This window comes from Pedobacter sp. GW821-FHT01D05 (assembly GCF_059422505.1).
On the sequence record NZ_JBWKXA010000003.1, the window covers coordinates 12,124 to 34,489 of the forward strand.

Below are 22,366 nucleotides of genomic sequence, written 5' to 3' on the forward strand. Positions count from 1 at the left end.
GCTTAACTGAATAAAGGTTTAAATTTGATTTTTTCGGTAAGTATGGCATTAAAAAGAAGTTCCATATCTAATTTGCTTTCTTCCTGGTGATAGTTCGGCATAACGGCATTATAGCCAGAAAGTGATGCCTCGGCATAGATGATGCTGTCATCGAGTTCTTTAACTTTCTTGAAGGTTAACTTGGCCGTAATTTCTTCTACTGAAGCTTTAAGTGCAACGTCATTTTCGTCAAGCATAATCACCGTGTCGATCAAATTGTCCAAATCTCTGACCTGGTGGGTGGAGATGATGATGCAACGTTCATCTGTCATAGCAGAAGCCATAATTTTTCTAAACTGTGCTTTAGAAGGAATGTCTAAACCATTGGTAGGCTCATCCATAATCACTAGTTTGGCTTGCGTAGCCAATCCGAAGGCGATAATTACTTTTTTCTTTTGGCCATAACTCATATTAATGAGCTTCTGTTCAACCGGAATATCAAATTCCTTAATCAGATCGGTAAAATACTGATGATCGAAATTTTTGTAAAATGGAGCGTTGGCTTTTAAATAGGCATCTATTTTAACCGGAGGCAAATAAAACTCTTCTGGTATAAAACAGATCTGCGCTAACAGTGCTGGCTGTCTTTTTGCAGGATTAAAGCCCATTACATCCAATGTACCACTCTGTGCATGTACCAAGCCGGCCAGGTTTTTTAGCAAGGTGGATTTACCTGCTCCATTTTTTCCAAGCAAACCGTAAATATGACCATTGCTTAACCGCATGCTCATATTTTTAAATAATGGCTTATGCTTGCTGTAGCCAAAATTAAGATTGTTAATGTTGATCATATCTACTGTATTAGTTAAATAATACACTAATGTATGATCTATTTTGATATGCTCCAAATTATTTTGAAAAAAAAATGGCGCTAAGCGAATAACGCTTGGTGTTTTCATGCCTATCGCTCCACGCGCTCCGCCCTTTGCTCCGCCACGGGGAGGTAAAATATCAGTTTAATAATCGTTGCATTAAAACATCCTTAATGTGGAGATTGTATGTTTGTAGTATATCGATACAGTATGGATACAAAATGGGCATATTTACTTAGCCGCTTGGCAATTGGTTTAAGTTTTTTCGGACATGGTTTGGTACGTTTACCAAAACTTTCAGGTTTTAGCCATTGGATGGTAGGGCAATTTTCAAAATCGTATTTACCGGATGCATTGGTCATTCCCTTCAGTTATATTTTGCCATTTGCTGAATTTATAGCGGGGCTAATGATTATATTAGGATTATTTACAAGGCAAGGATTATTATTTGCGGGAGTAATTTCTTTAGCGCTTATTTTCGGAACAACAATAATTGAGAATTGGGAGGCACTACCTTCTCAACTCGTCCATGTGGCATTTTTGTCGGTACTACTCGCTTACTTGCCGCATAACAGCTATGCGGTTGATAAAATCATTAAAAAATAATTATGGAATACAGAAAAATTGGAAATTCAGATTTGGAACTTTCAGTAATCACTTTTGGGGCCTGGGCAGCCGGCGGATGGATGTGGGGAAGTACAGATAGAAACGATGCGATTAATGCAATTAAAGCAGGTTACGATTTAGGGGTTACATCAATCGATACCGCTCCAATATATGGTCAGGGCGATAGTGAAGAAATTGTGGGCGATGCGATAAAAGGCATCTCGCGCGATAAATTACAATTGGTAACCAAATTTGGGATGCGTTGGGATCTGGCCAAAGGCGATTTCGGCTTTAAGAGTAAAAACAACGACGGAAAAGAGATCGATATTTATAAATATGCCGGAAAAGAAAGTGTAATTTATGAATGCGAACAATCTTTGAAACGCCTGGGCACCGATTATATTGATCTTTACCAGATCCACTGGCCAGATATAACCACACCGATAAGCGAAACTTTCGAAGCGGTGAACAAGTTAATTGAGCAGGGTAAAGTGCGTTATGCGGGCGTATGCAATTATAATATAGCACAATTAAAAGAGGCAGATCAAACGCTAGAAATTATTTCTAACCAGATTCCATTTAGCATGGTAAACCGCGGTGTTGAGGAGGAAACTGTTCCATATTGCATCGAAAAAAATAAATCGGTTTTGGCTTATAGTCCGATGGAGCGCGGTTTGTTAACCGGAAAAATGACCGCCGATTATAAATTCGAAGAAGGTGATCACCGTCAAGGGAATAAATTTTTCACACCAGAAAGTATCGAAAAAACAAATTCATTTTTGGCTAAAATAAAACCTTTGGCCGATGAGAAAAAAGCTACCCTATCTCAATTGGTTTTGCGTTGGACGGTTGAACGCCCAGGCATTACCATTGCTTTGGTTGGCGCAAGGAATGAAAAGCAAGCTGCACAAAATGCAGAAGCAATGAACGTAAAATTAAATGCTGAAGAAATTCAGCTTATCAATACAGCATTAAAGAACGCTGGTTTTTAAATTTCAACCGCATAGAAAAGAAGGAATACGCAAAGAACACAGAGGTTAAGGTCTTTGATTTCTTTGCGAAAAACATTGCGTCCTTTGCGGTAAAACTAACAAGATATGTCTAAATTATTTTCGCCTTTAACCATAAAGGATGTGACCTTAAAAAATAGAATTGTTATTTCGCCAATGTGCCAGTATTCTGCAGTTGATGGTTTTGCAACCGATTGGCATTTGGTGCATTTAGGAAGCCGTGCCGTTGGTGGTGCAGGTTTAATTATCCAGGAAGCCTCTGCAGTAACTGCCGATGGAAGAATTACCTATGCCGATCTGGGCATCTGGAAAGATGAACATGTAGCCAAATTAAAACAGATTGTTTCGTTTATCCATGATAATGGAGCAATTGCAGGCATTCAACTGGCGCACGCAGGTAGAAAAGCCAGCTGTGAGGTGCCTTGGAATGGAGGTGAGCAGCTAGCCTCAGGTGAAAACAGCTGGAAACCAGTTGCACCATCTCCAATTTCTTTTAAGCAAGGACAGGTGGAGCCACATGAATTAACGATAGCAGAGATTCAGGATATTGTTTTTGCTTTCCGGGCAGCCGCTAAACGTGCATTGGCTGCAGGCTATAAAGTTGTAGAAATACATGCTGCACACGGTTATTTACTGCATCAGTTTTTTAGTCCGCTGAGCAATAAACGTACAGATGTTTACGGTGGAAGTTTCGAAAACCGTATTCGTTTGGTAATTGATGTGGTTGAAGCCGTACAATCGGTATGGCCAGAGAACTTGCCTTTATTTGTTCGCATTTCTGCAACGGACTGGACGGAAGGTGGTTGGAACGAGCATGATTCGCTACAATTAGTTGCGGTTTTAAAAGATCGTGGAGTAGATTTAATCGATGCTTCGTCGGGAGGAAATGTGCCTGATGCTTTTATCCCTGCTGGACCAAATTATCAGGTTCCTTTTGCTGATAAGATCAGGAACGAAATTGGTATTTATACAGGTGCAGTAGGCGTAATTGTAGAGGCAAAGCAGGCGGAAGAAATTTTAGAGCAAGGCAAAGCCGATTTAATTTTTATTGCCCGCGAATCGTTACGTGATCCTTATTTCCCTACACATGCGGCGCAAGTGCTTGGCGATGATACCGAATGGCCAAACCAGTACGTTAGGGCTAAAAGAGAAACATTTAAGAAATAATTGGGTTTGGATAGCAACCTCAAATAAATTGGGCGTCATCTTGACTGAAGCGCAGTCCCGAACATTCGGGGGAGAGATCTGTCTATGCAGATTTCTCGGCTCCGTTATACTTCGCTCGAAATGACGACCTTTCTATTGGAATCCGTCGACGATAGCGAAATGACGATTAATCTTAGATATACTTAAACAAAAAGCGGAGTGATCTTATTGATCAACCCCGCTTTTTGTCTGTAAATGGTGTCCGTGAGTTTTATTTTACCAGCGTAAAAGGAACATACAATCCGAAAGTGATATTTCTACCGGTATTGTAAACACCTAAATTAGGATTCTCCTGATCAAAACGGCCTGGTTTAAATCTACTTAAAGCATCATAATATTTCTGATCTAACAAGTTATTGGCCGAAACAGATAGTTTGATTGGCTGTTTGCCTAAATTAAATGTAGCACCAATACCCGCGTTTAATAGCGTATAACCACTGGTTGGCGTTTCGAAAACATCATCCACACGCGTTTGTTTAAATGCCGAGTTGATGCCTACAGAAAGATAAGCATCATTTGTTCCTTTAAGTTTAGGCTCGAAACGCAACTCGTTTCTCAAAGTTCCTGCGGGAATAAATGAAAGTGGTCTGTTTAAAGTGTTATTCTGTGCATGAACATATCCAAAGGTATTCTCGAAGTGGATAAACGGAACCGGGTGGATGGTTAAGCTTGCTTCAGCACCGTAAAGATTCGCGTTTACCTGTCCGTAACGGTAAACATCATAAAGTGTACCGTCAGCTTCTCTTTGTTCGCCATTGTTGGAAGCGTAAATATAATTGTGGATATAGTTGTTATAAACACTTGCACTTGCACTTACAAATTTTCCCTCATATTCTAAAGCTGCATCTACCTGGTAACTGCGCTCAGGACTTAAGCCGGAGTTACCGATTTCATATCTAAATGTTCCTTCGTGTACGCCGTTCGAGCCTAATTCTGCCGGGTTTGGCGCACGGAACGCAGAACCTGCATTGGCTTTGAAATTTAGCTCTTCATTAAACTGATGGGTAAACCCCAATGCGCCACTTACATTGGAAAACTTATTTTTGAAAGGTGCAAAAAGCTCTTCTCCGTCATCAAACAATTGTTTTCCGTTGTTTTTTCTAAAATCATAACGTGCACCGATGCTAAATGTATTGTTCTCCCAGTTTTTCTTGGCAAAAGCAAAAACACCTAAACCAAAAGTATCATAAGCTGGAATTAAAAATTCTGTTCCTTTATTTTGGCTATGTGCATCGTCTACACTTACACCAAAAACAGGCTGCCATCCATTGGTTTCGTGTATGTAGTATTTCAGGTCTGCATTGTAGGTTTTAAGATCGAAGAATAAGGCTGGGTCTGGTCCATCTAACTCGCGACGTTGGTTTTGTTGATAGCCAAAATCGGCTTTCAAATTACCGTTACCGATAATGAAATTGTTATTTAAGGCAATTTTAAAGTGTCGGATATCCTGACGAGGGTATTCTAAAGTACGGTTTTTATAATCATCATTGGTAAAAGCACTACCATCTTCTTTTACAAAATTTCCATTGTCATCTAAAGTTGGCTCATAAAAACCAATATTGTTATGAAAGTTCGAAACATTTAAGTGGGTATAACCCCAGCTTTTATTTAAACCTACCATACCACTTAAATCGGTTTCGTTAAAGCCTGAATTAGGGAAGTAGCCTGTTGGTGTTTTAAAAGAGTAAGCATTTTTATACGTTCCACGGGCTCTCCAAACAAACCCGTTTTCGTTACCATTTAACATTAATGAGTTAGCAGTAAGGCCATTGTTTGTAGAATAATTGGTAATAAATTCACCTTTAATCTGCCCTTCTGGTGCGGTACTTGGCTCTAATAGGTTAATTACACCGCCGAGTGCATCAGAACCGTACATTAACGATGCTGCGCCACGTAAAACTTCAACGCGGTCTGATTTAAACTGATCGATTTCAATACCATGCTCATCGCCCCATTGCTGACCTTGTTGTTTTATCCCATCATCTAGGGTTACAATTCTGTTGTAGCCCAAGCCCCTGATTACAGGCTTAGAAATAGATGGACCAGTGGTAATCTGCGATACACCAGGTATTTTAGTTAAGGCATCAATTAAATTGGTTGAAGGCTGTAAAAGCTGATCTTTGCCAATTACTGCAGAGGAAGCACTATTTCTTTTGCTGGTACTGCTGATCAGACTTCCGGTAATTACAATTTCCTTTGTTTCTATTGCAGTAGGTTGTAAAGAAAACGCTAATTCAGTTGCGTTGGCAAAGTTTACCACCTGCGTAGCGGTTTTATAGCCTACATAATGTACCTCAACCAGGTAACTTCCTTTTGAAGGAAGATTATTCAACGTAAATTCTCCGTCATTGTTGGTTACCGCCGAAACTTTTAAATCAGGGATAAAAATGGTTGCGCCTGGCAACGTTTGTTTGGTGCTGGCATCAATAACCTTACCTTTTATATTCTTTAAAGCGGCAGCAAAAACGGTGCTGCTTAATAATGTATATAGAATTACTAAGCCAATAAGCTGTAATTTTTTCATGTGTTGTAGTAAATAAAAATGATAGAAAAACCAAAGCAATAGCGTAACGAAGCTAGTTTTAGTTTCTCATATAAATAATTTGATTAAGCACGGATGTGCTTGAAAAGAAAAAATTATGCTAATGGGGGGCCGCGGAGGCAAGTACGCTTTATTTCGGTAAAGGCATTCTTTAAGGTCGCTTCGGTTCGGCTAAAAATTTTGGCTGATAAGAAGATTCTGTAGATGTGGTGCGTTTGCACATAATTTTTTTCAAAACTAGCATTACAGATTAAACAGGTATCGCCGTGGGCCTGCACGTGGCTAACATGTTTACAGTTGACCTCTTTCTCCACAACCGGAAGAGTATTGTGGTGGTGAAGAACACTCCACGGAGTTAAAGCAATAGCAAATACGATCAGCATAAATGCCGATAGATATTTTTTAATGTTTTGTCTATGCTTTTTCAACAGGCCAAAAGTAGTAATTCCTAAGCAATTATATATATTTACAAAGTAACATTGTATTTATAGTGTTATGACCTTCGATTTAATCGATGGTTTAACGTAAGAAGGGTATGAATCTTCTAATTAATTATTGAAGTACCAATTGCAAGCCCATTTCTTTACTATTAACGATAAGTAAAACGAACAATTAGTGAAGTTTATCAGAAAAAATATATTCAACGCATTATTTATCATTGTCCTTTTGATAATCGTTTTTGTACCTGATGCAAAAGCATTTTTAATTAGGGGATTAATGGAAATTGGTTTTTATAAGCCTAGGATCGAAATGCCCGATAAAGCTTCTGCCAGCCTTAAAGGTATCCTGTTTAAGGATATAAAAGGAAATCTGATAGATTTGGGCGATTTAAAAGGTAAGATTATTTTTCTTAATTTTTGGGCAACCTGGTGCCCGCCGTGCAGAGCTGAAATGCCTTCGATCAATAAATTGTATACCCAGTTTAAGGATGATAAAAATGTTGTTTTCATTTTTGCAGATGCAGATGGCGATTTTGTGAAATCGGGCAAGTTCATGGCCGACCGTAAATATGCAATGCCAGTTTATAAAGTAGAAAGCGAAATTCCTGAAAAAGTATTTGCTGGCGCTTTACCAACAACAGTTATTTTTGATAAACAGGGCAGATTGTCTTTCAGGCATGAAGGCGTGGCCAATTATGCAGATAAAAAGATTGTTGATTTCCTCAATAAGTTAAAGAACACAAAATAACTTTCTCCAATACCAAAGCCTTCAAAAAATTTGAGGTTCAAGTGATATTTGCATTTTGCATATATGTAGTTAACTACATATATTTGTTTGATAATATTAAGCGATGCAAAACGACTTTAAAATTGAACGGTTAGATAATCACTTCTGTGAAGCGATTATTGGGTTAATTCTGCCCATTCAACAAATAGAATTTAATGTAGATATAGACCTGGCAGCACAGCCAGATTTGTTGGATATAGAAAAAAATTACGATGGCTCAGGCGGCGCTTTTTGGGGTGCCATAGTAAATGGTGAATTGATTGGGACTATTGCTTTAATTGCTGTACCTGAATATCAATCGGGGGCAATCAGAAAAATGTTTGTTAAAAAGGAATTCCGCGGGAAGGAGCTGGGCGTTGCGCAGGCCTTATTAAAAACCTTGTTGACCTATTGCAATGATAATAAATTGAATGAAGTATATTTGGGTACCAAGGATATATTGCAGGCAGCCTGCCGTTTTTATGAACGTAACGGATTTAAACCAGTTGCAATGGGAGATTTGCCGCTTTATTTCCCTCGGATGGCTGTAGACAACGTTTTTTATAGCCTGGATTTAAAATCTCTTTAATGGAACAAAATGTAATTGATGCTTCTGGTTTATTGGCCATTTCTACCCGTTTGCAAAGGCTGAGCGATCAGATCCGTAAAGATGGCCTGTTGATTTATAAAGCATTCGGAATTGATTTTCAACCCAAATGGTTCCCTGTGTTGTATACTTTGTATAAAAAATCGACCATGAATGTGGTTTCGTTGTCGGATGAAATTGGTTATGCACATCCTTCTACCATCAGTTTGTTAAAAGAATTGGAGAAGGAGAAACTGATCCGGTCTAAAAAAGATAAAGTAGATACCCGTAAGCGTTTGGTTGAACTCACAGAAAAGGGTACAGCACTTCTTTCTAACATGGAGCCTGTTTGGGACGTAATTATTAAAGCTACAGCAGAAATTACGAACACTCAAAACAACTTAATGAAGGCGATAAATGAGGTGGAGGCATCGTTAAAGGAAAAAAGCTTTTTAGAAAGAGCAGAGGCTTATATTAAGAAATGAGAGAATAATTGAGTGAGTGAATTTGAGTGGGGTTAACCAATGATTTTACTATTTTTGCCCCCATGATTTCATTTTTCGAGGCTTCACTTAAGCAACTTTCTATCCACCATACAGGCAATAAACTGCTTGAAGAGTATTATAAATTATCTGATGCTCCGCTAAAAATTGATGATGAAGTGTTGGGAAACCTGTTGATGCAGTATTTCTTAAAACCTTTCGAAAAGGTAAATGAAGTCTACCGGTTTTATCACCCCAACGATAATTTAGAATTAAATGAAGTATTTCATTTTGTTCATGAAATTTTTGAGAACAATGAACTTTTTCATGAAGATTCGCAACAACTGGCCAAACATTTATACGATGTAGCCAACCACCCAAAAATTAAATCTGGCGAGCTGTATGTGGCTTATTTCGAAAAGGTGCAGATAGAAGGCGAGCAATTGGATGTTGTTGGCGTTTTTAAATCCGAAACGAAAGATACCTACTTAAAAGTTTATCCTGAGCAGGATGGCTTTAATGTAAGTTACGAGCAAGAAGCCATCAGTATTAATAAATTGGATAAAGGCTGCCTGATTTTTAATGTTGATAAAGAAGAAGGCTACAAAGTTGTGGTGTTGGATCAATCGAAAAGCAGTAACGATTCTGCTGTTTATTGGAAAGATGAATTCTTGAAGCTTAAAATCAGGAATGACAGTTATAACCAAACCAATAATGTTTTAGGGGTTTACAAAAACTTCGTTACGCAGAAGCTTGATGATGATTACGAAATCAGCAAAGCAGATAAAATCGATCTCTTAAACCGCTCGATGAAGTATTTCAAAGAAAAAGAAACCTTTGATATTGAGGAATTCGGCAATGAAGTAATTGGTAATGCCGAAGGGATTGAATCATTCAAAAACTATAAGAAGAATTACGAGCAAGAGTACGAAAGTCCGATAGCTGATAACTTTGAAATCGCCGAATCTGCTGTTAAAAAACAGGCCCGTGCCTATAAAAGCGTATTAAAGCTGGATAAAAACTTCCACATCTATATTCATGGCAATAAAGACATGATCGAAAAAGGTTACGACGATGATAAATCGATGAACTTTTACAAGGTGTATTTTAGGGAAGAGGAGTAGGTTTTAGTCCTGAGTCCTTAGTCTGTAGTCATGAGTCGGCTTTGGACTACAGACTAAGGACTAAATCTTTTTCCTCGGTCTGTGTCCCCACAGACAGAAACTGAATTTTATTTTCTATTTTTAATAATGGAAAACAAAAATATTTTCAAGCAAGATCGCAACTCAAAAATGCTTTTGAATGAAACATATTTTTGGACGGATACGGTTAAAGATTGGAAACATATATTTTCTCAAATCAAGTACAAAGCCCTATTAATCGATACCTTAAGGGTGCTTGTAAAAAGAAAGAAAATTATCGTTTATGCTTTTGTGATTATGCCAAATCATTTACATTTAATATGGCAAATGATTGAAACTAATGGAAAAGAAATGCCTAATGCAAGTTTTAACAAGTACACTTCTCATCAAATTTTTCAGGATTTAAAACTTAATTATCCAGATGCATTGCCATATTTTAAAGTATCTGATGGCGAAAGAAATTTTCGTTTATGGCAGCGTGATCCCTTAGCTATTCTTTTGGATACGCAGGATAAACTTGAGCAAAAAATAGATTATATACATTATAATCCTTTACAAGTGCAATGGCAACTAAGTGAACAACCAGAAGATTATGAATGGTCTTCTGCCAGCTTTTACGAAACTGGTACGGACAATTTTGGATTTTTAACTGATTATAGGAATCTCCTTTAATTTTATTTCGGTCTGTGAGGACACAGACCGAGGATTAAGTCTTCAGTCATGAGTCCGACTTTGGACTACAGACTAAGGACTCATGACTAAATTCGCTGTTGTGCCTTTAACGCCAAATACTGGTTAATTACATTAACTGTAAGTTTTTGGGGAGGGGTAAGGATGGCTAATATACCATGTTTGTTGAGTTCCTTAACCATTAGTTTTTTCTCGTAGATAAATTTCTCGGCAATGGTTTTATGATAAATGCCTTCTACGTCTTTAGCTGGTGCTGTACTTAATTCTTTTAGCTCCGTATTTTCGAAAAATACAACCACCAGTAGGTGATATTTGGCAATCCTTTTTAAATAGGGTAATTGCCTTTGCAGGGCAGATAAACTTTCAAAGTTGGTAAAGAAAACCAAAAGCCCCCTTTGTTTCACTACTGATCGTACCGCAGCATACAATGCCTCTAAATTACTCTCCAGGTATCTTGTTTTTTCTTTATAAAGTACGTTCATAATACTGCCAAGCTGCGAAGCTTTACGGTCTGCAGGTACGATTGATCCTATATTTTCGGATATGGTTATTAAACCGGCTTTATCTTCCTTCAGCATGGCTACTTTCGAGAGTGCAACGGTAGCATTTATGGCGTAATCGAGTAAGCTCAATCCTTCAAAAGGCATGCGCATTACACGCGATTTATCAATAACGCAATAAATATTCTGAGACTTTTCGTCTGTATAGGTATTCACCATTAAACCACCTTTCCTGGCGGTAGCTTTCCAGTTAATGGTACGGATATCGTCGCCACCCACATAATTTTTAATCTGGTCAAATTCGCTGCTTTGTCCAACTTTCCTGATTTTTTTAATCCCAAATTCTGTTAAATAGCGCGAGGCGGCCATCAATTCGTATTGACCAAGATTAATAAAAGAAGGAAAAACAGGTAGTATCTTGGCGCCATCAAAATTATAACGGCGGTTAATTAAGCCCAGAGGTGAACTGATGTAGGTTCTAATAAAGCCAAAATCATATTCACCACGTTTCGTTGGTCGCAGGTTGTAGTGGATCGATTTTATTTCAGTAGATTTTAGGTGAAGCTTAAAATCTTTATCCCGGAGTTGAAACTGAAAAGGTACTTCATCAATCACCCTGGCATTTACCCCAAAACTATAACTATTCCTGATTTCGATTTGTATCGGATTTTCATCGCCATTACTTAAACGTTTCGGGGTAATTCTTTTGGCATCAATCCCCTGGGTATTTCGGTACAGAATAAAAATATCGATAAAAAATAAAACAAATACGGCGCCAGTGGCAATTTCAGGGATATCGCCCAGCCAGGCAAAAAAGAACTTCAACAAAAAAAGCACAATGCAGAGGCCTAAAGCTGCAAATAAGCGATCGCTTAGGAATAGATTGTTATAATATTGCTGAAAGAATTTTTTCAATGTTGTTTAATCGGTTAAGTGTTTAAACTGGTTAACTGTTAGTAGCCCACTGTAAACTGAAAATTGGCGCCTGATAACTGACCTACCGCGGTACTTCAATTTTTTTGATAATCTGGTTAATAATGTCGCTTGTGGTTAATCCTTCCATTTCTTTTTCAGGTGATAACAATATCCTGTGCGCCAATACTGGTCCTGCAACAGCAATAATATCGTCAGGTGTAACAAAATCGCGGTTTTGAATAGCGGCGAAAGCTTTTGCACTGTGTACAATTGCTAAAGATGCCCTTGGCGAGGCGCCCAGATAAAGCGACGAATTGTTACGGGTTTCATTTACGATTTTGGCAATAAACTCCAGTAATTTTGGCTCTACAAACAGATTGCGGATGATTGCCCTAGCCTCTTGTATCTGTTTAACAGACAATACTGGTTTTACTTCGTTTAATAATGTTTTATTAACTAAGGTATGCTGAGTCATTAAAATCGCAGTTTCCTCTTCCAGCGAAGGGTATTTAACCTCTATTTTGAATAAAAACCTATCCAATTGTGCTTCAGGCAGGCGATATGTTCCTTCCTGCTCAATCGGGTTCTGTGTGGCCAATACCATAAAAGGCTCATCCATGGTATAGGTATGGCCATCAATGGTTATCTGGCGCTCCTCCATCACCTCGAACAAGGCCGATTGGGTTTTTGCCGGAGCACGGTTAATCTCATCAACCAGAATAATATTGCCAAAAATAGGCCCTTTTCTAAATTCGAAATCTCCTGTTTTGGTATTAAATATTGGTGTTCCCAAAACATCTGAGGGCATTAAATCAGGCGTAAATTGCACCCTCGAAAACTGTGCATCTATCGATTTTGCCAGCAACTTTGCACTAAGCGTTTTGGCCACACCAGGTACCCCTTCAATTAAGATGTGTCCATCGGCAAGCAAACCAACAATTAAGAAATCAATAACCTGTTTTTGGCCGATAATGATATTTCCAAGTACTTCTCTAATCTGATTTACAGCTTCATTTAAAGCGCTTAAATCGGTACGTGGGTTAAACTGTTCTTGTTCCATTGCTTTGGGTGTTTTTATAAAACTGTTCTATACTTTCGTTTAAATTAATCAATTGGGTATCACTTAATTCGCCCATGGTTGGCGTTTGGATAAAATATTTGGTCAGGGTTTTGGCTAGCGCTTCGTTAATACCTGTTTTCTCTATTAGTACCTGAGCAAATTTGCTGTCGATATCGTTTGTTTTTATATAATATCTGGCCCTTAAATATTCCATAAAGTAATTGATCTTTTTTAAGGCTATATCGAGGTTGTTGCGCTCGTGGTAGTAAACACTACCAACCACATTCACAAATGCCAATGAAGAATTGGTAAGTGGATCTGCAATTGGGATAATTCTTTGCCTGCGCTTAATGTCGTACAAGACAAAAAATATCAGACTAAATATTGCCAGATAGTATGCAAACTCCAGTTCAGGATGTTTAAAGAACACCCTGAGCATATCGGTAGTGGTGTTCTTTTGAGTAGAGAAATATTCATCAAAAATGAGCTGCTTATTTCCTTGTAAATAACTCAAGGTTTTAGCGGCATATTCTGCACCATATTTATCCAGCAGATTAAAATTAGTGTAGAAACCGGGTTCAGCAATCAGGTAAAGATTACCCTTGCCGTAGTTATAACGGATAAAATTTGGCTTGTTAGTGGCGTTTACGCCAAGTATCGTGGTTTTACTGGTGTCAACCTTATTAAAATACTGGCTGCCTATCCCTCTTTCAAAACCATAATTTGCATCGGTTTTTAATTCTGGATTGGTGAAATTTAAGGTACTTCCTTCGGGAGATATTGCGGTAGAAGTTTGCACTTTAAGTTCCTTCCTTATTTTTCCTAAATCATAAGTGGCTATAAATACATCATTACCCGCTTGCATATATTTTATCAGCTGTTCAAGATCAGTTTTACTAAAGTCTGTTTGTTGTGCAATAATTAAATAAGCGGTCTCCTTGAAATTTTTAGATTTTAAAGTGCTGTAAACAGCAGTTTTCGACTGTTGAATACTTGCCGATGGCAAAATATCTTTAATTCTATTGTATAAAATATATGTTCCGTAAGGGATTTTATCTTTAGCAGCATATGTTGGCGCCCAGTTTGTTGGCGTAGGTTTATTATACTGCGCAATTAAATAACCCAAAATTAGAATGGAACCGATAATCAGGTATAATTTGTAGCCTTTCATTTAATCTGGTTGTTAAACTGGTTAAACGATTGCTTAATAGGGTCGAATTTTACTTCATCGATAGGAAAATCGCCATACCAGATATAATCGAACTGTAGGGTAAGCTGGCTAAAATCATTTCTTAGCTCGGGCTTACTAATTTCCATTAAATAATTATAATTGGTTTTATCGGGCTGCCATTGGATAATTTCGGCATCGCTCAATTTTTTTAGCGCCCTCAAGTACAAAAGCCTAACTGCCAAACGGAATTTTCTTTCGGCAACTAATCTTTGTAATTCCTGTTCATAATCTATCTCATGGATGTTTTCGGTAATTACATCGTATGGAAGGATTGTTTCTTTCGGTTTTTTGGTGAATATTTTTTCAGCACCAATAATCTTAACCACAATAAATATGATTAGCGCAACACCAAGTCCGATAAAAATATACCTGGAAAAAATGTTAGATGCTGCTCCCTGAAAGAGCTCACCGATTATACTCCAAAACCATAACCAAAACTTATCCCAGAGCGATAACTGCTGCTGACCTATTTCGTCGTATTGAAACTCTTTTTGTTCTTTATAATTGCTTATGGCCTCTTTGTCGAATTTTGAGGCCACAACCTTACTGCTATCTGTTTTAATTATAACAGTTACAGGCTTAGGCTTAGCCGTCTGTGCTTTGCTGATTACCGGAATAAAAAACAAAAGAGAAACAAGAAGATATCGTAAGAGTGCAGGCTGCATTGTTAATATTCTTCAGGTCTTGTATCTATAGGTTTTTCGGTATTGCCAAAATTAGAAATCCTTTCCATTAAGCCAGTGCTTTCTTTTTGTTCAACCAGACTGAAATACGCTAATGAAATAGTAATGATGGGGATGATGGTAAACACTTGGCATAACGACTGCAAAATAGTTGTAATCATGGTCAAGGTTAATGACATGTGGGGCGTTTTATGCGTAAACATACCAATCATATTAAATAAACTTGTAGGTAAAATGATCATAGTCATACAAGCATAAACAATAATCCATACTACAATCAGCGTACCGAAAGTAATCCAGAAATTATCTTTAATAATTTTGAAGCTTCTACTAAAGGAATAACCTAATGAGCCATTTTCGATTACCATTATAGGGAGCGTCATGGCGGCATAAGGGAATAGCCAGAAGAAAGGTACCCCACAGAATAACATGGCTACACCCAGCATCAGTATCAATAAAAGGGAACTCCCAAAAATCCTGAAGAAGTAATACTTAAAGTATCCCCAAACCTCATCCGTAGTTGGTGTTTGGTTTCCTTTTTGCACATATATGGCGATATAAGAGAGAATGGCAACACTCATACTGGCATAGGTGGCTAAAGAAAATAAAATAGATAAAAAATATTCTAATCCATATATATTTGAAAAGCCTAAGCCCGTAGTGTTTCTTCCATTGCCGATGGTATTGATAATGTTAACCATTTTATATTGTTGCATTAACATGGTTAACATGCTGGCCACTACAAATAAGCCACAAAACGTAAAATATATTTTGATTAGCGGCTTAAAGTTTTGGCGCATAAAGGTAAAGGTATCGTTAATTACCTGCCCGAAATCTCTTCTTTTTTTAAATTCAATTTTCCCTAGCATGTTAATTTAGTGTTGCTTGTTTATTGTAGATTTTAATGGGGTAAATAAATACATACCAAATAATAAAAGCTGCAGACGATAGTAATATTAACATACTTAGCCATAAAGGCATTTCGGTATGCCGGGTAACAAAACTTTCAAAAAATGCCGCAACGATAAAAATCGGGATCAGGCCAATTACAATTTTCAACCCATCTTTTGCGCCTTTTAAAACTGAAGCCATACGGGTATAGGTTTTGGGGAATAAAAGGCTATTGCCCAAAATTAAACCGGCAGCGCCTGCCAAAACAATTGCCGATATTTCTAAAGTTCCGTGAATCCAGATAACCAGAACAGATTGAAAACCCAAGCCCTTGCTAAAAAAGAAATACTGGAACGAGCCGAGCATTATTCCGTTTCTGAAGAGCGAAACGATAGAACCAAATGAAAATATAATGCCCAAAACGAAGGTATATAGCGCAACGTAAATATTGTTGGCACCAATCTGCATAAACATCATAAACTCATTACTCTGTTTATAAACTCCAAACGGATCACCTTTGGCAATGTTTTCGTTTGTCATGTTTACATAACCATCGCCCATAATCAATCGCACAAAAGTATCATCGTATTTTGCTGATAGTGCGCCAATGCCACAAGAAACGAGGAAAAATGCCAGGGCATAAAATACCTGTTTTCTGTGTTGCAGGAATATTAAGGGGAGTTCTGTTTTCCAGAAATGAACAAAGCGGTTCGACTTTTCCTTTTTGTTTTTGTAAACCGATTGATGTAATTTAGAAGCTAAGCCATTGAGATAGGCCGTTGTTTTCGAATTTGGATAAAACGTTTTTGAGTAAGCCAAATCATTGGTGATTTCGATAAACTGATTGGCCACTTCATCAGGATTTGCCTGTTGCATGGAATCATAGTGTTGCCACTTCTTCGAATTCTGTTTAACAAATAATGCTTCTCTCATTTAAAGGCCTTACCAAATCTCGGGTTAAAATAGCTAATTTTTTATGGAAATGAAACCAACATTATTTTCAAATTGCTTAACCAATCTAAACAAATATACATAGATGGACATTCTAAACTAAAAATATAAGGAAACTTTAGTTTAAAAAATAGCGATCGACATATAGCTATTATCTTTAAAAAAAATTATGTTTGAATATGGATAGCATTAGAATTAGCACTGCTCAAAATATTGATATTGATTACGAAATTGCTGGCCTTGGAGAACGTATAGCTGCAAGGTGTATTGATCTGGCTGGCTTTTTGGTAATTGGGGTTGTTGCTATGATTCTGATTGGTGCGGCTTCATACAGTATGTCAAGCAATGCTGCTATGGTAGTTTTTTTTATTTTCCTGGCCATTTTTGCTTTCTACGATCTGGTTTGCGAAATCACTATGAACGGCCAGACTTTGGGAAAGAAAGTGTTAAAGATAAAAGTAATTAGCATTGATGGCACACAGCCAACTTTTGGGCAATATATTTTTAGGTGGTTATTTCGAATGATCGATTTTGGCTTCCCATTTGGCTGGGGTGTTGTTGCGCTGGTTTCGGTAGCGGTAACAAAAAATCATCAACGGTTAGGCGATATATTGGCTAAAACAACGCTGATTAAAACTCAACCAAGAACTGAATTTTCTAATGTAGCCTTCAGTTTTAATTTACCTGAAGAATATGAACCACAGTTTAAGGAAGTTCTGCACTTAAATGATAGGGATATAGAGCTTATTCACGAGGTGTTAACCGGTTATTACCAAACCGGAAATGCCGAACTGATTTATGCCATGGCGGCAAAAACCAAAGCACATATTTTTGTAACCATTCCGAGCGGGATGAACGAGTTACAGTTTTTAGAGACAGTGTTAAAGGATTATAATCACCTTACGGCTACAATGGCCTAGTTAAGCTGCGAGATAATTGAATGGTGTGTAGGGCAAATTTCTGGCAATCCAGAATATCATTACAATAGCAAAAATTACCTTGGGCGTATTGGGGTTATACCAAAAGTGCATCACCAAGTTCTTCTTTGTTGAAAGGGAATAGATTTTGAAAGCCAGTTGGGTAATGAGCAGTGGTAAGCTGAGTACAAGGAGTAGATTATATCCTGCAGCCTTTTGAACATCGAGGTGAAGTAAGGCATGTATTGCCCTTTGTGAACCGCAACCAGGGCAATCGAGATGCAAATATTTGTGGAAAGGGCATTCCGGAAAGAAATTGTACATCTCAGGATTAAAATTATAGTAAATTATTACAAATGCTAACCCTATAACAATTCCTAAGATGTACGTTAATTTCATTTATCTGTAGCTACCCATCATGGCACCGCCAAAACCTAGCACCACAAAAAATAATATATATAAGACATAAACTCCAATTCCAATAAAGAATCCAATTTTTGTCCATTTGCCAGCGGCTGCAGATGCTGCCTGAGCTCCTGCATAATCGCCCATTGCATATTTACTGTTAACATTGGCAGCATTTACAATACCAGCTATTCCAAAAGGTAAGCAGCAGAATAATGTAACCAGAATTGATTCTACAAGCCAGTTCTTTGGTGCCGGGCCTTGATTTCCGAATGGTGTTTGTCCAAACGGTTGCTGACCGAATGGTGCTTGTTCTTGAGGTTTTTGATCTTCCATAGTATCAACTTTTAAGTATATTAATTTAAATAGTTGAACTAAAATATATTTTTTAATTTAAAAACAGCATAAACAAGCGTTTAATTATTTCAATACATTAGCCACTTTTGGTAATAAAGCATTAGCCCATTCAGCGTACATTTTAGCACTTGGGTGCAATCCATCGCTTGCCACTAACGACGGGTCGGTTGCTGCATTTCGAGATGAGGGGGTAATGTTGGTATAGTTTACGCCAGCTGAAAGCGTGATTTCTTGGTTTGCAGCGTTAAAGCTATCGATTTCATTAGCAATCGTTAGTGGGTTTCGTCCTGAGTTTTTACCAAAAGGTGTAGCGCCCCAATCTGGAATAGAAACGACAAAAACCTTATTCTTGTTACCTCCCGCAAAAGCGATTGCCGTTTGTAACAATTCTGTGAACTCCTTCTTGTATGTATTTATTGGATAACCCCGATATTGATTGTTTACACCAATTAAGAGCGTAACAAAACTATAGGTGCCTGTTAGATTCTCCTTTTTTATACCCGCCAGAAGTTCATCGGTAGTCCAGCCGGTAACCGCAATAATTTTTGGATTTGCTACACTGCCGCCCTGAGCTTTTAATAAACTCTGAAGCTGATAGGGAAAAGATTCGGCCTGTTTAACCGATTCGCCAATGGTATAAGAATCGCCAAGTGCCAGATATGTAAAATTACCATCTCCATTTGTTGAAGCTGTTGTTCGGTCGATAACGGGTTCAATAGGCATAGGCTGTTGTTTTGTGCAGCCCGAAGTTAAGAAAGAAAATAAAATAGCACTTAATAAAATCTTCATCGCTTAATCTACGAATTAGCGTCCGGTTTAGTTTTGTTTTAGGGCAGCAATGAGTTTTTGTCTAAAAGCGGCATCAGTGATAATACCTGCCTCAAAATTTGCAAAATTGCTTTGAATCATCAGTTTTTCTTTTTCAGTAAGGTTGTTAAAGAAAAACGCACAGGCTAAACTGGTCCCCCTTTTTTCTGTTGCATAAAAAGCATCTGTTAAAATAAATGCAGTTGACCCACCTTTTTGCCCTAAATGTTTAAATGCTGCCTGGTTGCCTGGATATATCATCGGCCATTCCATAATCTGATCTATGATTTTTTGGATTTCGGGCTTAAAGTAATTTCTACTGTTAATTTTCTGCATAATGCTTGCGTAATCAGTAGCATTTGAGGCGACTAATCTATCAGACCATATTTTTTGTATTGAGAATGGCAAGTTTAGGGTGCTGAAAGTTTTGATAAATGTAGAATCTGTTTTTAATTTGATGTGATTGGTTTCGCATCGTTTTATATATTCATTCATTGACATTGCCTCCAATTGTTTTGCCCACATACTTTCATCGAGGTTATCAGGTTTGAGGCAAGTCATTAATGCTCCTGCAGTGAAGTAATAGTAGGGACTATGCTGCTGAAGTTTTAGTGTCCTGATGTTCCGGCTAATGTTTGCCAAGCCCAATAAATCCTCAAGATATTCAGTATTGGCATTTGAGCTAAATCTAATCATGCCTTGAGCAATCTTTAGCAAAGAAACACTGTCAGCCTTTGTCTTTTTTAAAGATTTAAGCCATGCTGAATGGGCGCCACCATCGGTAAAAGGAATATAGTATTTGCTTAGGTCGCTTATTGCTATGCTTTGGTTTGCGTCAATTTTTTTGGCAGCAACCTGATTGGAAAATTCGATGGCAATAATGGTTTTGGCTGCACTGGCCAATGGCATCAATTGATTGCCGTTAAAATTGAGTACTTCCTTGCTGTTCTCAATAAGTACAATCGAAGCTTTTTTAGGATTATCCTTTATAAATTTAATTATCCCATCCAGGTTTTGTGCAGAAACACGTGTGGTAATTAGCGCTAAAATAAAGATAAGCCTGATCATTGAACGAGCTTCATTTTAAAGAGTCCGGCAATATGATTCTTTAATTTTCCTTTTACCTCTTCCATATCAAGTTTAAAACCGAGTTCTTTTGCTAAAGAAGTTACGGCCTTATCATCAATACCGCAGGGCACAATATTTTTAAAGTAATCAAGATCTACATTTACATTAAAGGCAAACCCATGCATGGTAACCCAACGGCTGCAACGAACGCCCATCGCGCATATTTTACGGGCCTTTTCGTTATCGGCATCTAACCAAACCCCTGTAAAACCAGGATAACGGCCCGCTTCTATCCCATAATCTTTTAAGGTGAGGATAACGGCTTCTTCCAGTGTGCGTAAATATAGATGGATATCAGTAAAGAAATTATCAAGGTCAAGAATAGGGTAGCCCACTATCTGCCCAGGGCCATGATAGGTAATATCACCCCCACGGTTTATTTTATAGTAGGTTGCCTGTTTATCTTTTAATCCCTGCTCATCCAATAATAAATTTTCGGGATGCCCGCTTTTACCTAAAGTGTAAACATGGGGGTGCTCGCAAAATACAAGATGGTTCGGGGTAGGCTTATTGCTGTTGTTTACGCGGTTTTCTGTTTTAATGGCCACCGTTTTATTTAGCAAATCTTCCTGTTTATCCCAGGCTTCCTGATAGTCTGTTAAGCCCCAGTCTGTAAAAATAGTTGGCTTTAAATCTATCGCAATTGCTTTTTCCGCTATCTCGTTCATCTCTAATTATTTTAAGAATTGCTGGCCACATAGCCTAACATGTAACTGTCTTTTGTTTTAAAGTAATTAACGGTCAGCTCCCTTGTGCCTGTTGGCAATTCTACAATTGCATTTAGTGAGCCTTCGTTTTTTAGCTTAAAAGGTTTTATATGGATATGCTGTTTAAATTCTAAACCCTTTTTGCCATGCCACTTGTAAATAGCTTCTTTAGCACACCATGCAACATACAAACCATCCGTATTATCTCCAATCTGTTTCTGGGCAAGCTCTACATCGCTTAAAAACTTATGTTTAATGCTTTTTATCTTGTGCTTAATCAGTTCGATATCAACACCTACCGCATGATCTTTGCTAATCATTACGGCAGCATAATCATAAGAATGGCTTAACGAAATATGGTAATCGAAATTAACCAGATAGGGTTTGCCATGTTCATCAAACTGACAGTCGATATACTCAGTTGTATTAAGCATTGTTCTCAATAGCAATCTTGTACTTAACCAGTGCAGTAACCGCTTGCCGCTGTTTAAGGTTGAAATAATATCATGTTCATGCTGCTTAAGCTGCAGTCCGGCCAACAATTCTTCCTCTGTTTCCTCAATTTTCCAAATTGCTAAAACAGCATGCTGATCAATATTTTTATTGTAAATTATTGGCATTGATTAAATTGGAGATTACATGCAAAATTATCTTAAATAAATGATAATTTAGGCCAAAAATACGTATAAAAATGATATTATCTGATAGCAGGATATTAGAAGAAATTGAGAAGGGAACAATCATCATTGAGCCTTTTAAACGCGAATGTTTAGGAACCAACTCGTATGATGTGCATTTAGGAAAATACCTGGCTACTTATAAAAGCCGTGTGCTTGATGCGAAGGCGCACAATGAAATCGAACATTTCGAAATTCCTAAAGATGGATATGTCCTTCACCCAGGTACGCTGTATCTTGGTGTTACTTTAGAATATACCGAAACACACGGGCATGTACCTTTTTTAGAAGGTAAAAGTAGTACCGGCCGTTTAGGTATCGATATTCATGCAACAGCAGGTAAAGGTGATGTTGGTTTTTGTAATACCTGGACCTTAGAAATATCAGTAGCACAACCTGTAAAAATTTATGCCGGAATGCCTATTGGCCAATTGATTTATTTTGTTGTTGAAGGTAAGATCGAAACGATGTACAACTCAAAAGGTAACGCTAAATACAACAATAAAACCACCAGGCCGGTAGAAAGCATGATGTGGAAGAATAAGTTTTAATGGTTGGTTAATCGTTTAACTGTTCTTTGTAATTGTTAAATTGTTAGGATTGCTGAAGTGTGAGCTGTAAACTGCCAAATTTCTCCAATTTAAGCACATCTTAATGTTTTGGAAATGGACGCCATATTCTTTTGGCCGGCCGGTAGCTCTGCCATTTGCTATTCCGATGAAGGATCGGAACCGCTGCTGTCGGGTTTATGATTGGCGGTTTTGTTCTCTTGGCACTAAACATTGTTCCTAAACCCGATTAAAGCGAACATCCCGA

At 37.8% G+C, this 22,366-nt stretch carries 24 protein-coding genes; 10 read left to right on the forward strand and 14 right to left on the reverse strand.

The genetic code is table 11. From position 1 onward, the window contains the following. Positions 1-2 precede the first annotated feature (2 nt). The gene (locus AC07VK_RS12190) at positions 3-830 is read right to left on the reverse strand and encodes an ABC transporter ATP-binding protein (protein WP_492960752.1); all 828 of its coding nucleotides are present in this window, start codon (positions 828-830) and stop codon (positions 3-5) included. A gap of 231 nt (positions 831-1,061) precedes the next feature. Here AC07VK_RS12190 and AC07VK_RS12195 point away from each other — a divergent pair, with 231 nt between their 5' ends. From AC07VK_RS12195 to AC07VK_RS12205, 3 genes are all read left to right on the forward strand, one after another. Continuing rightward, positions 1,062-1,457, forward strand: coding sequence for a DoxX family protein (locus AC07VK_RS12195; RefSeq protein WP_057931607.1), 396 nt, complete (start codon positions 1,062-1,064; stop codon positions 1,455-1,457). A 2-nt stretch (positions 1,458-1,459) separates the two neighbouring features. After that, positions 1,460-2,449, forward strand: coding sequence for an aldo/keto reductase (locus tag AC07VK_RS12200; RefSeq protein WP_492952394.1), 990 nt, complete (start codon positions 1,460-1,462; stop codon positions 2,447-2,449). 105 nt (positions 2,450-2,554) lie between these two features. After that, positions 2,555-3,634 carry an NADH:flavin oxidoreductase/NADH oxidase gene (locus AC07VK_RS12205; protein WP_492960754.1) on the forward strand — a complete coding sequence of 360 codons (1,080 nt, stop codon included), beginning with the start codon at positions 2,555-2,557 and terminating at the stop codon, positions 3,632-3,634. A 250-nt stretch (positions 3,635-3,884) separates the two neighbouring features. Here AC07VK_RS12205 and AC07VK_RS12210 read toward each other — a convergent pair whose 3' ends face one another. Beyond that, positions 3,885-6,197 (reverse strand): TonB-dependent receptor, encoded by a 2,313-nt coding sequence (locus AC07VK_RS12210; RefSeq protein ID WP_492960756.1) that lies wholly within the window; start codon positions 6,195-6,197, stop codon positions 3,885-3,887. 633 nt (positions 6,198-6,830) lie between these two features. Between AC07VK_RS12210 and AC07VK_RS12215 the strand changes: the two genes are divergently transcribed. The 5 genes from AC07VK_RS12215 to AC07VK_RS12235 all read left to right on the forward strand — a co-directional run bounded on the left by AC07VK_RS12215 (position 6,831) and on the right by AC07VK_RS12235 (position 10,303). Further along, on the forward strand, positions 6,831-7,403 hold the full coding sequence (locus tag AC07VK_RS12215; RefSeq protein WP_492960758.1) for a TlpA family protein disulfide reductase: 573 nt from the start codon (positions 6,831-6,833) through the stop codon (positions 7,401-7,403). Positions 7,404-7,506: 103 nt separating this feature from the next. Beyond that, positions 7,507-8,010 (forward strand): GNAT family N-acetyltransferase, encoded by a 504-nt coding sequence (locus AC07VK_RS12220; RefSeq protein ID WP_492960760.1) that lies wholly within the window; start codon positions 7,507-7,509, stop codon positions 8,008-8,010. Then, a complete protein-coding gene (locus tag AC07VK_RS12225; protein WP_492960762.1) occupies positions 8,010-8,492 on the forward strand; it encodes a MarR family transcriptional regulator in 483 nt (160 codons plus the stop codon). The genes AC07VK_RS12220 and AC07VK_RS12225 overlap by 1 nt, the downstream gene beginning before the upstream one ends. A gap of 62 nt (positions 8,493-8,554) precedes the next feature. Beyond that, positions 8,555-9,613 (forward strand): nucleoid-associated protein, encoded by a 1,059-nt coding sequence (locus tag AC07VK_RS12230; protein ID WP_131528988.1) that lies wholly within the window; start codon positions 8,555-8,557, stop codon positions 9,611-9,613. Positions 9,614-9,739: 126 nt separating this feature from the next. Further along, the gene (locus AC07VK_RS12235; RefSeq protein WP_492960764.1) at positions 9,740-10,303 is read left to right on the forward strand and encodes an REP-associated tyrosine transposase; all 564 of its coding nucleotides are present in this window, start codon (positions 9,740-9,742) and stop codon (positions 10,301-10,303) included. A gap of 86 nt (positions 10,304-10,389) precedes the next feature. Here the strand turns inward: AC07VK_RS12235 and AC07VK_RS12240 are convergent, their stop codons facing one another. From AC07VK_RS12240 to AC07VK_RS12265, 6 genes are all read right to left on the reverse strand, one after another. Further along, the gene (locus AC07VK_RS12240) at positions 10,390-11,736 is read right to left on the reverse strand and encodes a DUF58 domain-containing protein (protein ID WP_492960766.1); all 1,347 of its coding nucleotides are present in this window, start codon (positions 11,734-11,736) and stop codon (positions 10,390-10,392) included. 82 nt (positions 11,737-11,818) lie between these two features. Further along, on the reverse strand, positions 11,819-12,796 hold the full coding sequence (locus AC07VK_RS12245; RefSeq protein ID WP_492960768.1) for an AAA family ATPase: 978 nt from the start codon (positions 12,794-12,796) through the stop codon (positions 11,819-11,821). Next, positions 12,777-13,967 carry a DUF4350 domain-containing protein gene (locus tag AC07VK_RS12250; RefSeq protein WP_492960770.1) on the reverse strand — a complete coding sequence of 397 codons (1,191 nt, stop codon included), beginning with the start codon at positions 13,965-13,967 and terminating at the stop codon, positions 12,777-12,779. The genes AC07VK_RS12245 and AC07VK_RS12250 overlap by 20 nt, the downstream gene beginning before the upstream one ends. Beyond that, a complete protein-coding gene (locus AC07VK_RS12255; protein ID WP_492952404.1) occupies positions 13,964-14,692 on the reverse strand; it encodes a DUF4129 domain-containing protein in 729 nt (242 codons plus the stop codon). The genes AC07VK_RS12250 and AC07VK_RS12255 overlap by 4 nt, the downstream gene beginning before the upstream one ends. Before the next feature lie 2 nt (positions 14,693-14,694). Then, entirely contained in the window at positions 14,695-15,579 is an 885-nt protein-coding gene (locus AC07VK_RS12260; protein ID WP_492960772.1) for a hypothetical protein, read from the reverse strand. 1 nt (position 15,580) lies between these two features. Further along, positions 15,581-16,534 (reverse strand): stage II sporulation protein M, encoded by a 954-nt coding sequence (locus tag AC07VK_RS12265; protein WP_492960774.1) that lies wholly within the window; start codon positions 16,532-16,534, stop codon positions 15,581-15,583. A 197-nt stretch (positions 16,535-16,731) separates the two neighbouring features. Between AC07VK_RS12265 and AC07VK_RS12270 the strand changes: the two genes are divergently transcribed. Beyond that, positions 16,732-17,472 carry an RDD family protein gene (locus AC07VK_RS12270; protein ID WP_492960776.1) on the forward strand — a complete coding sequence of 247 codons (741 nt, stop codon included), beginning with the start codon at positions 16,732-16,734 and terminating at the stop codon, positions 17,470-17,472. Here AC07VK_RS12270 and AC07VK_RS12275 read toward each other — a convergent pair whose 3' ends face one another. From AC07VK_RS12275 to AC07VK_RS12300, 6 genes are all read right to left on the reverse strand, one after another. Then, positions 17,473-17,793: a DUF2752 domain-containing protein gene (locus AC07VK_RS12275; RefSeq protein WP_492952408.1), complete on the reverse strand. Its 321-nt coding sequence runs from the start codon at positions 17,791-17,793 to the stop codon at positions 17,473-17,475. It lies immediately after the preceding gene. 75 nt (positions 17,794-17,868) lie between these two features. Continuing rightward, the gene (locus AC07VK_RS12280) at positions 17,869-18,210 is read right to left on the reverse strand and encodes a CD225/dispanin family protein (RefSeq protein WP_492952409.1); all 342 of its coding nucleotides are present in this window, start codon (positions 18,208-18,210) and stop codon (positions 17,869-17,871) included. Positions 18,211-18,294: 84 nt separating this feature from the next. After that, complete coding sequence (locus tag AC07VK_RS12285; RefSeq protein ID WP_492960780.1) at positions 18,295-19,020, reverse strand: SGNH/GDSL hydrolase family protein; 726 nt, start codon at positions 19,018-19,020, stop codon at positions 18,295-18,297. A gap of 27 nt (positions 19,021-19,047) precedes the next feature. Then, a complete protein-coding gene (locus AC07VK_RS12290; protein ID WP_492960782.1) occupies positions 19,048-20,106 on the reverse strand; it encodes a serine hydrolase in 1,059 nt (352 codons plus the stop codon). Further along, on the reverse strand, positions 20,103-20,834 hold the full coding sequence (gene lipB, locus AC07VK_RS12295) for a lipoyl(octanoyl) transferase LipB (protein ID WP_492960784.1): 732 nt from the start codon (positions 20,832-20,834) through the stop codon (positions 20,103-20,105). The genes AC07VK_RS12290 and lipB overlap by 4 nt, the downstream gene beginning before the upstream one ends. Positions 20,835-20,845: 11 nt before the next feature. Then, the gene (locus AC07VK_RS12300) at positions 20,846-21,493 is read right to left on the reverse strand and encodes a 4'-phosphopantetheinyl transferase family protein (protein WP_492960786.1); all 648 of its coding nucleotides are present in this window, start codon (positions 21,491-21,493) and stop codon (positions 20,846-20,848) included. Positions 21,494-21,564: 71 nt separating this feature from the next. Between AC07VK_RS12300 and dcd the strand changes: the two genes are divergently transcribed. After that, the gene (gene dcd, locus AC07VK_RS12305) at positions 21,565-22,101 is read left to right on the forward strand and encodes a dCTP deaminase (RefSeq protein WP_215129483.1); all 537 of its coding nucleotides are present in this window, start codon (positions 21,565-21,567) and stop codon (positions 22,099-22,101) included. Positions 22,102-22,366: the final 265 nt, after the last annotated feature.

Excerpts from the sequence above, each read along its gene's own strand:
- AC07VK_RS12190 (WP_492960752.1), bottom strand. The coding sequence starts at position 830 with ATGATCAACATTAACAATCTTAATTTTGGCTACAGCAAGCATAAGCCA.
- AC07VK_RS12195 (WP_057931607.1), top strand. The coding sequence starts at position 1,062 with ATGGATACAAAATGGGCATATTTACTTAGCCGCTTGGCAATTGGTTTA.
- AC07VK_RS12200 (WP_492952394.1), top strand. The coding sequence starts at position 1,460 with ATGGAATACAGAAAAATTGGAAATTCAGATTTGGAACTTTCAGTAATC.
- AC07VK_RS12205 (WP_492960754.1), top strand. The coding sequence starts at position 2,555 with ATGTCTAAATTATTTTCGCCTTTAACCATAAAGGATGTGACCTTAAAA.
- AC07VK_RS12210 (WP_492960756.1), bottom strand. The coding sequence starts at position 6,197 with ATGAAAAAATTACAGCTTATTGGCTTAGTAATTCTATATACATTATTA.
- AC07VK_RS12220 (WP_492960760.1), top strand. The coding sequence starts at position 7,507 with ATGCAAAACGACTTTAAAATTGAACGGTTAGATAATCACTTCTGTGAA.
- AC07VK_RS12225 (WP_492960762.1), top strand. The coding sequence starts at position 8,010 with ATGGAACAAAATGTAATTGATGCTTCTGGTTTATTGGCCATTTCTACC.
- AC07VK_RS12230 (WP_131528988.1), top strand. The coding sequence starts at position 8,555 with ATGATTTCATTTTTCGAGGCTTCACTTAAGCAACTTTCTATCCACCAT.
- AC07VK_RS12235 (WP_492960764.1), top strand. The coding sequence starts at position 9,740 with ATGGAAAACAAAAATATTTTCAAGCAAGATCGCAACTCAAAAATGCTT.
- AC07VK_RS12245 (WP_492960768.1), bottom strand. The coding sequence starts at position 12,796 with ATGGAACAAGAACAGTTTAACCCACGTACCGATTTAAGCGCTTTAAAT.
- AC07VK_RS12250 (WP_492960770.1), bottom strand. The coding sequence starts at position 13,967 with ATGAAAGGCTACAAATTATACCTGATTATCGGTTCCATTCTAATTTTG.
- AC07VK_RS12255 (WP_492952404.1), bottom strand. The coding sequence starts at position 14,692 with ATGCAGCCTGCACTCTTACGATATCTTCTTGTTTCTCTTTTGTTTTTT.
- AC07VK_RS12260 (WP_492960772.1), bottom strand. The coding sequence starts at position 15,579 with ATGCTAGGGAAAATTGAATTTAAAAAAAGAAGAGATTTCGGGCAGGTA.
- AC07VK_RS12265 (WP_492960774.1), bottom strand. The coding sequence starts at position 16,534 with ATGAGAGAAGCATTATTTGTTAAACAGAATTCGAAGAAGTGGCAACAC.
- AC07VK_RS12270 (WP_492960776.1), top strand. The coding sequence starts at position 16,732 with ATGGATAGCATTAGAATTAGCACTGCTCAAAATATTGATATTGATTAC.
- AC07VK_RS12275 (WP_492952408.1), bottom strand. The coding sequence starts at position 17,793 with ATGTACAATTTCTTTCCGGAATGCCCTTTCCACAAATATTTGCATCTC.
- AC07VK_RS12280 (WP_492952409.1), bottom strand. The coding sequence starts at position 18,210 with ATGGAAGATCAAAAACCTCAAGAACAAGCACCATTCGGTCAGCAACCG.
- AC07VK_RS12285 (WP_492960780.1), bottom strand. The coding sequence starts at position 19,020 with ATGAAGATTTTATTAAGTGCTATTTTATTTTCTTTCTTAACTTCGGGC.
- AC07VK_RS12290 (WP_492960782.1), bottom strand. The coding sequence starts at position 20,106 with ATGATCAGGCTTATCTTTATTTTAGCGCTAATTACCACACGTGTTTCT.
- lipB (WP_492960784.1), bottom strand. The coding sequence starts at position 20,834 with ATGAACGAGATAGCGGAAAAAGCAATTGCGATAGATTTAAAGCCAACT.
- AC07VK_RS12300 (WP_492960786.1), bottom strand. The coding sequence starts at position 21,493 with ATGCCAATAATTTACAATAAAAATATTGATCAGCATGCTGTTTTAGCA.
- dcd (WP_215129483.1), top strand. The coding sequence starts at position 21,565 with ATGATATTATCTGATAGCAGGATATTAGAAGAAATTGAGAAGGGAACA.